Below are 11963 nucleotides of genomic sequence, written 5' to 3'. Positions count from 1 at the left end.
CGACAGGTCAGTAGGCCAGCGAACGGTCGACGGCCTCGAGGATGCGGTCGGCGTCGGGCAGATAGGCGCCCTCGAGCTTGGCGGGCGGGAAGGGCACGTCGAAGCCCGAGACCCGAAGCACCGGCGCCTCGAGGGCGTAGAACGCACGCTCCATCACGGTCGCCGCGATCTCGCCGCCCAGGCTGGTGTGCCCGGGCGCCTCCTGCGCGTAGACCATCCGCCCGGTGGATCGCACCGAGTCGAGGATGGGACCGTAGTCGACAGGCGACAGCGAGCGCACGTCGACGACCTCGCAGCTGGTGCCCTCGCCCTCGGCGATCGCAGCGGCCTGCAGCAGCGTGGTCACCATTGCACCGTAACCGACGAGCGTCACGTCGCTGCCGCGGCGCACGATGCGCGAGGAGTGCAGGGGAACAGCGGATGCCTCGAGCTCGACCTCTCCCTTGCCCCAGTACCGGCTCTTCGGCTCGAGGAAGATGACCGGGTCGTTCGAGCGGATCGCCTCCTGGATCATCCAGTAGGCGTCGTTCGGCGTCGACGGCGATACCACCCGCAGTCCGGGGGTGTGCGTGAAGTACGCCTCGGGGCTCTCCTGGTGGTGCTCGACGGCGCCGATGTGCCCGCCGTACGGGATGCGGATCACGATGGGCATCGACAGCGCACCCTCGTGCCGGTTGGTCATCTTCGCCAGCTGGGAGGTGATCTGGTCGAAGGCGGGGAACACGAAGCCGTCGAACTGGATCTCGCACACCGTGCGGAAGCCGGCCATGGCGAGGCCGATCGCGGTGCCGACGATGCCGGATTCAGCCAGCGGGGTGTCGATCACCCGCTGCGGACCGAAGTCGCGGTGCAGATGCTCGGTGACGCGGAAGACTCCACCGAGCGGGCCGATGTCCTCGCCCATCAGCAGCACGCGCGGGTCGTCTTGCATGGCCCTGCGCAGGCCGGCGTTCAGCGCCTTCGACATGGGCATCGACTCGATGGTCACTTCGCGTCTCCTTCGAATGCCGCCTCGTAGTCGTCGAGCCACGCCTTCTGCTCATCCATCAGCGGGTGCGGATCGCTGTAGACGTGGTCGAACATCAGCTCGCGACCCGGCGCGGTGAGCGCACCGGTGCGCGACCGCAGGTCTTCGGCAGCATCCGCCGCCTCCGTCTCGACGTCGTCGAAGAGGGATGCCGCCGCTCCGCGCCCCTCGAGGAAGGCGCGCATGCGCGTGATCGGGTCGCGCTGGGCCCAGGCCTGCTCCTCGTCGGAGCCGCGGTACTTGGTCGGGTCGTCGCTGGTGGTGTGCGCGCCCATGCGGTAGGTGACCGCCTCGATCGCACGGGGACCGCCGCCGGCGCGCGCGTCGTCGAGCTGAGCGCGCGAGACGGCGTAGCTGGCGAGCACGTCGTTGCCGTCGACACGCACCGAGGGGATGCCGTAGCCGGCGCCCCGGCCGACGAGCGGCACCTTCGACTGGGTGTCGACGGGCACCGAGATGGCCCAGTGGTTGTTCTGCAGGAAGAAGAGCACGGGGGCGTTGTAGCTGGCCGCGAAGACCATGGCCTCGTGCACGTCGCCCTGGCTGGAGGCGCCGTCGCCGTAGTAGACGACCACGGCCTCGTCGCGCTCCACGTCACCGGTGGCGGTCTTGCCGTCGAGCACCAGGCCCATGCCGAAGCCGGCGGCGTGCAGGGTCTGCGAGCCGAGCACCAGCGTGTAGATGCGGGTGTTGCCGTTCTTCGGGTCGGTGGGATTCCAGCCGCCGTGCGAGTTGCCCCGCATCACCGAGATGATGTCGAGCGGATCGACGCCGCGGATGCGGGTGACCGCGTGCTCACGGTACGAGGGGAACAGGGTGTCCTGCGTGCGTGCCGCGCGGGCCGAGCCGACCTGCGCGGCCTCCTGCCCGCGGCTCGGCGGCCACAGGGCGAGCTGCCCCTGACGCTGCAGGTTGGTGGCCTGGGTGTCGATCGCGCGGATGACGACCATGTCTCGGTAGAACTGCTCGAGTTCGGCATCCGAGAGCGCGTCGATGAGCGGCAGGTACTGCTCGGCTTCGGGGGTCGGGGCGTAGCTCCCGTCGGCTTGCAGGACGCGAACGAGGGGTGTTTCGGTCGAGGTCACGGCCCCACGCTACCGAGGTGCGCATGCCCGGTCACTCATAATTCGGGGCCCCTAGTAAGTGTCCGGATCCAGGAGATTCGAGCATCCGACATCCGCGCCATCTTCCTGCATCTGCCACATCGATCAATGTGGCAGATGCAGGAAAGTGGCGCGCGCGCAGTCAGCGCAGGGCGGCGGCGACCTCGAGCACGCGATCGATCGATTGCTCTTCGCCGACCGAGATGCGGATGCCGTCGCCCGAGAACGGGCGCACGATGAGGTCGGCCGCGACGAAGGCCGCAGCCGCCGCGTCGGTGCCCTCGCCGGTGGGCAGCCAGACGAAGTTCGCCTGTGCGTCCGGCACGTCCCAACCCTGCGCGCGCAGGCCCGCCACGAGGCGGGTGCGGCGCGCGACGATCGTCGAGACCCGGTCGCGAAGCTCGGCCTCGGCGTCAAGGCTGGCGATCGCGGCGCGCTCGGCGGCGCTGGTGACCGAGAGCGGGATCGCGGTGGAGCGTGCGGCGTCGAGCACCCTCGGATGCCCGATGGCATAGCCGACCCGCAGCCCTGCCAGTCCGAACGCCTTCGAGAAGGTGCGCAGCACGACGACGTTCGGATGCTGCTCGAAGACGCGCTCGGCGAGTCCGTCGACCGCATCGGGCGCGGTGACGAACTCGGCGTAGGCCTCGTCGAGGATGATCAGCACGTCGTCGGGGACCCGGTCGACGAACGCGGCGAACTCGGCACTGGTGACGATCGGTCCGGTCGGGTTGTTCGGGGTGCAGACGATGATCGCGCGGGTTCGGTCGGTGACCGCATCCGCCATCGCGTCGAGGTCGTGCCGGGCGCCGTCGGTGAGGGGCACCTGGATGCCCGTTGCGCCGGCGACCAGCGGGATGCCGGGATACGCCTCGAACGAGCGCCAGGCGTAGATCACCTCGTCGCCGACGGATGCTGTCGCCATCACGAGCTGATAGAGGATCGACACGCTGCCCGTGCCGATGTGCACCGCGTCGGCGGAAACGCCGTACTTCTGTCCGAGGCGTTCGCGCAGGGCGCCGGCGGTGGCATCCGGGTAGCGGTTGATCGGCGCGGTGTGCTGCAGCGCCTCGAGCACCGAGGGCAGCGGATCGAACGGGTTCTCGTTGCTCGAGAGCTTGAACGCCTGAGGTCCCGCCTGCTTGCCCTGGCGGTAGGGCGGCAGCGCGGCGATCTCGGGGCGGATGCGGGGCAGAATCGGCTCGGTCACGGGATCAGTCTATGGAGCGTCCGTCGAGACCAGGTGGTACCATTTTGGTATGGCAATGACGGTGCGCCTCCCGGAAGAGCTCGACGCGAAACTCGAGGCGATTGCGCGCTCGCGACACATGTCGAAGCATGCGGTGCTGATCGAAGCAGCCGAACGCTTCGCCAGCACTGAGGCGAAGACCGCCCGCGTGCTGACGCTCGCGGACGAGATCACCGAGCGGTATGCCGACGTCATGAAACGGCTCGAAGACGCGTGATGGTCGAGTACATCGAGCCAGCACAGGCGATCGCCGTCGTCGAGAAGCTCGGTCTGCATGTGCGCGACGAGGGACTGCTGTTCTCAGCGCTGGCGCGCCCGAGCGCCAGCATGTTCGGCACAGACGCCTACGTCACCATTGAGCAGAAGGCGGCGGCCCTGCTTAGTTCGCTTTCGCAGAACCACCCCCTGTTCGACGGGAACAAGCGACTGTCCCTGGTACTGACGTTGATCTTCCTCAGACTGAATGGATTCGCGCTCGACTTCAGCGACGACGACGCCTTCGATCTGGTTCTGAACGCCGCGCAGAGCCAGATGACCGTCGATGAACTCGCCCAGGTGATCGCGACCGGCATCCGCGCGGAATCCTGAACGACCGAGTTGTCGCGGATTCTGCGACAACTCAACCCGCTGACTTCGCAGGCCACACGTGGCACGATCGAGTCATGCGATTCCTCGTCCGCGTCATCGTCAACGCCTTCGCCATCTGGGTCGTCACACTCATCCCGGTGCTCGAGGTCAGCATCCGACCGTTCTCGCCGGGTGAGACGCTGCAGGTGGCCCTGACCTTCCTGGTCGTGGCGGCGATCTTCGCGCTGGTGAACACGATCATCGGCACGGTGATCAAGATCGTCGCGATCCCGCTGTACATCCTCACCCTCGGGCTGATCTCGTTCATCATCAACGGGTTCCTGCTGTGGCTGACGGCGTGGATCACCAGCGGGTTCTCCTGGGGCCTCGACGTCGAGTCGTTCTGGTGGGGTGTGGTGGCCGCCATCATCATCTCGATCATCAACGCCGTGTTCGGGGCGATCCTGCGTCCGCAGAAGAAGAAGAGCCGCCGCGACTGAGCTCACGGTCGCGTGGCCTTGAACTCCGTCGTCTCCACGCGCTCCGCATCGCCGAGTTCTGCGAAGAACGTCTCCTGCAGCTGACGCACCCTCGGGTCTCCCGAGGCGTCGATCTGCCCGGCGGTGTCGATGTACTCCTCGAGTCGGTGCGCGCCGACCGGCGACATCGCGTCGACCTCGGCCACCGCGGTGAAGCTCTCGGGTGAGCCCGTGCCGCCTGCGCTGCCGCCTCCCGCCAGATTCGAGAAGATGTCGCCCCGGTGCCGAAGGTCGACGAGCGTCTGATCCGACGCGAGCGACGCCTCGGTGGGATTACCGGCAGTGACCACCACACCCACGTCGTACACGCCCTCCATCGCGGTGAAGCTCGCGATGGCCGCCCCCTGCGAGTACCCGACCAGGTCGACCCTGTCACCGGGTGACGCACCGGCGGCCTCGAGCGCCTTGTCGACGGCGACCTGCGAGGCCGCTTGATCGCGGTCGACGTACAGGTCCCAGTTCGAGCCCATGTCCCACGGGTCGCTGTAACCGGAGGACACCGCGCGCGTGCCGTCGATATACGCGACGAAGCGCTCGGAGCCGTCCTTCATCGTGTACTTCTCGACCACGACCTGACCGGGCCGGTCCTTGGGGATGCGGGAGAGCGAGTCGCGCACCCCTGACACCGGGGTCGTGGTGCCCTTGGTCACCGGGTCGACGCGCACCGGGGGCGGAGGGCCCTGCAGCTTCGTGCCGTAGGGCAACAGCCCCTGACCGCTCTTGGCCGCAAGCTGCGAGACGGCCATGAAGGCGATCGCGAGAGCGCCCGGCCCGAGCGGCGACAGCTCTGTACTCGGGAAGATCGTCGCGAGCATGTCGTCGAGCGGCTGATCCCCGGTGCCGTCGAACCGCTGCTCCTGCCATCCGGCGACCAGCATGGTGGCCTTGTTCTCGATGTCGGGGTCACCGCTGATCAGCTCGTCGATGCGCGCCTGCAGCGCCAGTGCCGCTTCCGGTCGGTGCACCTCGAGGGCCGCCTGCCGGTTGCGCAGCTCGACCAGCTCGAACGTGTCGGCCATCAGCTCGACACGGTGCGCGTGGGTGCGGGTGGCGTCGGCGAGCGCGCCGAGGCGCTGCATGCATCCGATCATCCCGCCCGTGCCGATGGCCAGCGTCGGCGCCTGCGCACAGGTCGCCGACGCGGTCTGCACCAGCTCCGCCGCACCCTGCGCCTCGTGTGCGACCTGTCCCAGACGATGACCGATGTCGCGCACCATCGACGAGTCGATGGCGATGGCCCCGCCCGAGGTGATCTCGAGTGCGTCGCTCATCAGCGCACCGCCGCCCGTGCGACACCCTGCTGCTCCTGCACGCTCACGATCTCGGCGCGGATCGCATCGTGCAGCCGACCCAGTGCGTCACGCAGCGAACGGGCCGCCAGGCCCTCGTTGTGCCACGCCGCGTCGGCGACCATGCCCGTGACGACTGCTTCAGCGGCGGCCAGACGGTCTTCGGCGTCGTGCAGCAGGCGCAGCGCGGCGAACGCCGCCCAGATCTCGGTGCTGGTGGGGGCTTCGGCTGGCGCGATGGAGTACATGCCTCCACAGTGCGCGCGCGGCAGCATCCGACTTCGCACGATTCCCACGAACTGTGGACAACTTCTGCGCGAAGGTCATTGGGGACGACGGCCGATCGGGGCAGAATGGAGCGATGACCGACCCGGATCCCTTCCGCGTCATCTTCGTCTGCACGGGCAACATCTGCCGCTCGCCGATGGCCGAGGTGGTGCTGCGTGCCGTCGCCGCGCGCCACGGCCTCGATTCGAGCATGGTCTCCACCAGCGCAGGCACCGGCGACTGGCACGTCGGCGAGCGCGCCGACGAACGCACGATCGATGCGCTCTCGCGCCGCGGCTTCGACGGATCGCTGCATCGTGCGAAGCAGTTCACTGCGGCATCCTTCGCCGACAACGACCTCATCGTCGCGCTCGATCGCACCCACGAGCGCATCCTGCGCGCCTGGGCGCGCACCGATGACGACGAGGGCAAGGTCACCCTGCTGCGCGCGTTCGACCCGCACGCGTCCAGTATGGATGTGCCCGATCCGTACTACGCCGGGGCCGAGATGTTCGATTCGGTGCTCGCTATGATTGAGACCGCGACCCGCGGACTCTTCAGCCAGCTCGAACCGGCTGTGCGGGCATCCCATTCGTCGCCCCGCGCGATGCGGGGCCCCGAGCAGGAGGAACTCCTCTGACTTCTCTGCCCTCGCTTCCGACCCAGCCGCTCAGCCCCCTCGACGGCCGCTACCAGGCCGCTGTCTCGGGCCTCGCCGACTACCTCTCGGAGGCGGGCCTGAACCGCGCCCGCGTCGAGGTCGAGGTCGAGTGGCTGATCGCGCTCACCGACCGCTCGCTGTTCGAGACGTCACCGCTGGCGGATGCTGACAAGCAGCGCCTGCGGGCGCTGTACCGCGACTTCGGGCAGGACGAGATCGACTGGCTCGCCGAGAAGGAGGCCGTCACCCGCCACGACGTGAAGGCCGTCGAGTACCTCGTGCGCGACCGGCTCTCGTCGCTGGGGCTGGATGCCATCGCCGAGCTCACCCACTTCGCGTGCACCAGCGAGGACATCAACTCCGCCTCGTACGCGCTGACGGTCAAGCGCGCGGTGGAGGGCGTGTGGATGCCCGCGCTGGACGCCGTGATCGCGAAGCTGCGGTCGCTTGCCGTCTTGCATGCGGATGCCGCCATGCTGTCGCGCACCCACGGCCAGCCGGCGACCCCGTCGACGATGGGCAAGGAGCTCGCCGTCTTCGCGTGGCGCCTCGAGCGCGTGCGCGGGCAGATCGCCGGCTCGGAGTATCTGGCGAAGTTCTCGGGAGCGACGGGCACCTGGTCGGCGCACCTCTCGGCTGAGCCTTCGGTCGACTGGCCGCAGCTCGCCCGCGAGTACATCGAGGGCCTCGGCATCGACTTCAACCTGCTGACCACGCAGATCGAGTCGCACGACTGGCAGGTCGAGCTGTACGACCGGATCCGTCACGCCGGCGGCATCCTGCACAACCTCGCGACCGACATCTGGACCTATATCTCGCTCGGCTACTTCGCGCAGATCCCGGTCGCCGGCGCGACCGGCTCGTCGACGATGCCGCACAAGATCAACCCGATCCGCTTCGAGAACGCCGAGGCGAACCTCGAGCTCTCGGCGGCGCTGCTCGGCTCGCTGTCGCAGACGCTGGTGACTTCGCGCCTGCAGCGTGATCTGACCGACTCGACCACGCAGCGCAACATCGGCGTGGCCCTCGGGCATTCGCTGCTCGCGCTCGACAACCTGCGCCGGGGACTGAACGAGATCTCGCTGTCGCGCGATGTGCTGCTCGATGACCTCGACCACAACTGGGAGGTGCTGGCCGAGGCGATCCAGACGGTCATCCGCGCCGAGGTCGTCGCCGGCCGCTCGAGCATCACCGACCCGTACGCCCTGCTGAAGGAGCTGACGCGCGGACACCGCGTCGGGGCCGCCGAGCTCGCGGAGTTCGTGCAGGACCTCGAGATCGGGGATGCCGCCAAGCAGCGCCTGCTGGCCCTGACCCCGGCGACCTACACGGGTCTGGCGGAGCGCCTCGCGCAGTAGCGCGCGCCGTCTTCCAGTAGCATCCGCCCAGCTCGGTAGCATCCGCCCAGCGCATCGCCGCCCCGGCTCAGCTACGCCGCCCCTGCTCGTTCACGTAACTGAACAGGGGCGAGGTAGCCCTGCAGGGGCGGCGACGCACGCGATCCGCAGATGACGGGATGCTGACAGTCTGGGCGCCGACAGGACTCAGGCGGGCTCCTCGTCTCCCGGCAGGTCGGCGATGTGACGGGCGCGGCGGGTCATCAGGGCGCCCGCCCCTGCGATGGTCGCGAGGGCGCCGGCGATGAGGCCGCCGGGCACCGCAGCACCGGTCATCGCGAGTGCATCCGCACCGGAATCACTGCCGGAACCCGAAGCGACGGATCCACCGGATCCACCGGCACCCGAGCCTCCGGAACCCGCACCGCCCGAGCCGTTGCCTCCGGAGCCTCCATCGCCGGAGTCTCCACCGCCGGAGCCACCATCCCCGTCTCCACCACCGGTGTTTCCACCGCCGTCACCATCACCGCCACCGTCTCCACCGCCGTCACCATCACCGAGCTCGCGCATCGGCTCACCGGTTCGCGGATCGGCCGGGCGCACCCGGCGCCTCTCTCCATCGACGATGACCGTGATCGGCGAGGCGTCGGCGGCGCGGTCGGCGACCACGTCGTACGTGCTCACCTTGCCGTCGACCCATTCCACGCTGACCGAGTACCCGCCGCGGGCCCGCAGACCCGAGAACGATCCCTGCACTCCCCATTCCTCGGGCAGTGCAGGCAGCAGCCGGATCGCACCGTCGTGGCTCTGCAGCAGCATCTCGGCGATCGCGCCGGTGATGCCGTAGTTACCATCGAGCTGGAACGGCGGGTGGTTGGCCCACAGGTTCGACAGGGTGTTGTACGTGAGCAGTCCGCGCACCATGATCCCGGCTCGTTCCGCCTCTCCGAGCCGTGCGAACAGCGCGGTGCGCCACGGCCAGGTCCACGACCGGCGGCTGTCGCCGGACACTGTTGCGGCAGTGAACGGCACGCCCTCCTTCTCACCGCAGCGTGCCTTCAGCGACACCAGCGCGGCCGCCGCGAACTCCTCGTCGCCCGTCGTGATCTGGCGGCCGGGATACACCGCGAACAGGTGCGAGGTGTGCCGGTGGATGTCGTTCGGGTCGTCGCGGTCGGTCTGCCACTCCTGCAGCTGTCCCCAGCTGCCGATCTTGTTGGGCGCCAGGCGCGACTGCATGTCGGCGACGGTCGCCTGGTACTCCTCGTCGACGCCCAGGGCCTTCGCGCAGTCGAGGTAGTTCTGGAACAGGTCCCAGATGATCTGCTGGTCGTACATCACCCCGTCTTCGCGCGGTCCGTGCTCGGGCGACCAGCCGTCGGGCGCGACCAGCGTGCCGTCATCCAGCTCCTTCAGGCGGTCCTCCCAGAACCAGCAGATCTCGCGGATCAGCGGATAGGCGTGCTCACGCAGGTACTCCTCGTCCTGCGTGAACGCCCAGTGCTCGTAGAGGTGCTGCGCGTACCAGGCGCTGGCGACGGTGTTCCACTCCCAGGCGTTGCCGCCGAAGGCGCTCTGCGAGGTGCGCGCGGTCCAGCCGCGCACATCGCCGAACGCGTTGCGGGTGGCGACACGGCTGGGCACGGCGACCTGCTCGATGAACGCGGCGAGTGCCTGGTGCGCCCCGGGCAGATCGGTGGTCTCGGCACCCCAGTAGTTCATCTGCACATTGATGTTGGTGTGGTAGTCGCTGGCCCACGCCGGCTGGTTGCTGTTGTTCCACAGCCCCTGCAGGTTGGCCGGCAGCCCGCCGGGCTTCGATGAGCTCAACAGCAGGTAGCGCCCATAGGCGTACAGCGTCTGCTCGAGCGTCGGGTCCGACTCGCCGGCGCCGTAGCGCGTGAGGCGGGTGCGGGTCGGCAGGGCGAGCACGTCGTCGGAGGTGCGCCCCCAGTCGACGCTGGCGCGGTTCATCATCTCGGTGACCTCGTCGACGTGCGCTGCGCGCAGGTCGTCGTACGAGCGATTGGATGCTGCCGCGATGGCCTTCTCGATGCCGGGCATCGGGGCTGCGCCCCGCCAGCCCTGCTCGGCGTTCATCAGATAGTCGGTGCGTGCGTCGAGAAGCAGCGTGATCGTGCTCGCTCCGCTGACCCGCAGACCGGCACCGGAGGATGTGACCTCGCCGTCGGTGTCGGAGATCTGCAGCACCGCGGCGTAGCTGAGATCGTTCGCCATCGTGCCCGAGAAGCTCAGGCGGCGCGCGCCGGCATCCGATGTCGTGCTCGCCTCCTGCTTGGAGGCCATGGTGATGTCTGCGGTGAGGGCGCCGTCGGTGTCACTGGTGTAGCGCACGACCATGAGGTCGGCGTCGCGACTGGCGAACGCCTCGCGCAGCACGGTGCCGCCGGTGCTGGCGAAGTGCGTGCTGTGGATGCCGTCGACGATGTCGAGGGCGCGCCGGTAGTCGACGACGTAGCGCTGCGCGGCGGTGCTGTAGCCGCCGGCCGCGAACGCGACGCCGGCGAGGCGGAATGCGCCCGGCGAGGTGAAGACGATCCGGTACATCGCGTACGCGGTGGTGTTCGCGAAGGTGAACTCGGTGACGGTGCCGGATGCCAGATCCTGGCCGCTGCGCTGGTCGAGCGCCGTCCAGCTCAGGCCGTCCTGCGAGGCCTCGAGAGTCCAGTCGCGGGGTGCGGCCCCCTCGGCGGCGGCGGTGAGGGCGTACATGGTGAGTGCGCGCTTGGCGGTGAGCTCAAGCTGCCAGGCGGCGCCGTCGCCGGCATCCGACACCTCCCACACGGTGCCGGCGTCGCCGTCGACGCTGCCGACGAGCGAGTCGCTGTGACCGCTCGGCGACGAGATGTACACGGCCTCACCCTGTCCCAGAGTGACGCCTGCGAGTGAGACCTCCGACACTTGGAAGTGGCTCACGCCCGCCTTCGGGATGAACACGAACCGGTAGTAGCGGTATGCGGTGCCGTTCTCGAACGAGAACGCCTTGGCCTGACGACGGTTCTCGAACGGCGCGCCGCTGCGCGCGTCGAGCGTGCTCCAAGTGCTGCCATCGTCGGATGCCTGCAGGGTCCACTCCTGCGGATCGCGCGCGGGCACGTCGTTGGCGCTGGTGAGGGTGTAGCCGCCGACGGCGATCGGTGCGGCGAGCTCGGCCTGCCAGATCACCTCGGAGGGCGGCCCGTCGATGCACCACTTCGTGCCGGAGTCACCGTCGTAGGTCTTGTCGACCCGCTCGGACGTCGAGGCGTTGTACGGCCCGCCGGGGGCGGTGACCGTGTTGCCGGCGGCGAAGGTGACGTCGACCTGCCCGAAGTCGCGATATGAGCCGAAGCCGGTGACGCTGAGGTCGTACGCCCCGTCGGACTCGCCGGCCAGTGCGTTGTCGTAGTCGTTGAGTCCACCCCACAGGCTCTGCTCGTTGAACTGGATGACATCGGCATCGGGGTGGCCGAACAGTTTCGCGCCCAGGCGTGCATTGCCGATCGGCAGCGCCTCGGTCTCCCAGTTGCTCGCGGGCGTTCCGTACCAGAGTGCGTGCGACGAGAGCGCCGGGCGGGCGATGGCTCCGGCGGCGAGTGATCGCGATCTCGGGACGACGGTCGTCGATGCGGATGCCGGGCGCGCGGCGAGGATCTCGGGGATGAGCGGCACGAGGGCCGCCAGACCGCCGAGCTGCAGGGCTTGGCGCCGCGACATGGAACCGTTGAACACTGAGGGGACCTCCGAAGCATCGTTGCTGGACAATGTGATCGCAATAATGCCCGAGCAGAGATCGGATGTCTAGTGAGGCGTCGCGACTGTGAAGCGCGATTACCGCTTGTACGGCCCGAATTCGTCGGAGCAGCCCGATAGCGCAAACATTCTGTGGGTGCCCCTCGCGCCGGGCGCACGTCATGCTGTACA

At 68.6% G+C, this 11963-nt stretch carries 11 protein-coding genes; 5 read left to right on the top strand and 6 right to left on the bottom strand.

Annotated elements, in window-relative coordinates; all coding sequences use genetic code 11:
• Positions 1-7 precede the first annotated feature (7 nt).
• From WDU99_RS12865 to WDU99_RS12855, 3 genes are all read right to left on the bottom strand, one after another.
• Positions 8-973: an alpha-ketoacid dehydrogenase subunit beta gene (locus WDU99_RS12865; RefSeq protein ID WP_337332917.1), complete on the bottom strand. Its 966-nt coding sequence runs from the start codon at positions 971-973 to the stop codon at positions 8-10.
• 11 nt (positions 974-984) lie between these two features.
• The gene (locus tag WDU99_RS12860) at positions 985-2112 is read right to left on the bottom strand and encodes a thiamine pyrophosphate-dependent dehydrogenase E1 component subunit alpha (protein WP_337332856.1); all 1128 of its coding nucleotides are present in this window, start codon (positions 2110-2112) and stop codon (positions 985-987) included.
• A 160-nt stretch (positions 2113-2272) separates the two neighbouring features.
• Entirely contained in the window at positions 2273-3340 is a 1068-nt protein-coding gene (locus WDU99_RS12855; RefSeq protein ID WP_337332855.1) for a histidinol-phosphate transaminase, read from the bottom strand.
• Positions 3341-3389: 49 nt separating this feature from the next.
• On the opposite strand from WDU99_RS12855, the gene WDU99_RS12850 reads away from it, so the two are divergent.
• The 3 genes from WDU99_RS12850 to WDU99_RS12840 all read left to right on the top strand — a co-directional run bounded on the left by WDU99_RS12850 (position 3390) and on the right by WDU99_RS12840 (position 4446).
• A complete protein-coding gene (locus tag WDU99_RS12850; RefSeq protein WP_337332854.1) occupies positions 3390-3596 on the top strand; it encodes a ribbon-helix-helix protein, CopG family in 207 nt (68 codons plus the stop codon).
• Positions 3596-3967 (top strand): type II toxin-antitoxin system death-on-curing family toxin, encoded by a 372-nt coding sequence (locus WDU99_RS12845; protein WP_337332853.1) that lies wholly within the window; start codon positions 3596-3598, stop codon positions 3965-3967. The genes WDU99_RS12850 and WDU99_RS12845 overlap by 1 nt, the downstream gene beginning before the upstream one ends.
• 74 nt (positions 3968-4041) lie before the next feature.
• Positions 4042-4446, top strand: coding sequence for a phage holin family protein (locus WDU99_RS12840; protein ID WP_337332852.1), 405 nt, complete (start codon positions 4042-4044; stop codon positions 4444-4446).
• Between the two features lie 2 nt (positions 4447-4448).
• Here the strand turns inward: WDU99_RS12840 and WDU99_RS12835 are convergent, their stop codons facing one another.
• A complete protein-coding gene (locus WDU99_RS12835; protein WP_337332851.1) occupies positions 4449-5756 on the bottom strand; it encodes a hypothetical protein in 1308 nt (435 codons plus the stop codon).
• On the bottom strand, positions 5756-6022 hold the full coding sequence (locus tag WDU99_RS12830) for a hypothetical protein (RefSeq protein WP_337332850.1): 267 nt from the start codon (positions 6020-6022) through the stop codon (positions 5756-5758). Before WDU99_RS12830 ends, WDU99_RS12835 begins: the two co-directional genes overlap by 1 nt.
• Positions 6023-6135: 113 nt before the next feature.
• Here WDU99_RS12830 and WDU99_RS12825 point away from each other — a divergent pair, with 113 nt between their 5' ends.
• Positions 6136-6681 carry a low molecular weight protein-tyrosine-phosphatase gene (locus WDU99_RS12825; RefSeq protein WP_337332849.1) on the top strand — a complete coding sequence of 182 codons (546 nt, stop codon included), beginning with the start codon at positions 6136-6138 and terminating at the stop codon, positions 6679-6681.
• Between the two features lie 5 nt (positions 6682-6686).
• Positions 6687-8060 carry an adenylosuccinate lyase gene (purB, locus tag WDU99_RS12820; protein ID WP_337332916.1) on the top strand — a complete coding sequence of 458 codons (1374 nt, stop codon included), beginning with the start codon at positions 6687-6689 and terminating at the stop codon, positions 8058-8060.
• A gap of 186 nt (positions 8061-8246) precedes the next feature.
• On the opposite strand, the gene WDU99_RS12815 is transcribed toward purB, so the two are convergent.
• Complete coding sequence (locus tag WDU99_RS12815) at positions 8247-11756, bottom strand: glycosyl hydrolase family 95 catalytic domain-containing protein (protein ID WP_337332848.1); 3510 nt, start codon at positions 11754-11756, stop codon at positions 8247-8249.
• Between the last annotated feature and the right edge of the window lie 207 nt (positions 11757-11963).

Origin of the sequence: Microbacterium bandirmense, from assembly GCF_037204185.1 — a bacterium.
GTDB classification, from domain to species: domain Bacteria; phylum Actinomycetota; class Actinomycetes; order Actinomycetales; family Microbacteriaceae; genus Microbacterium; species Microbacterium bandirmense.
This window is presented reverse-complemented; position numbering and strand designations above follow the sequence as displayed.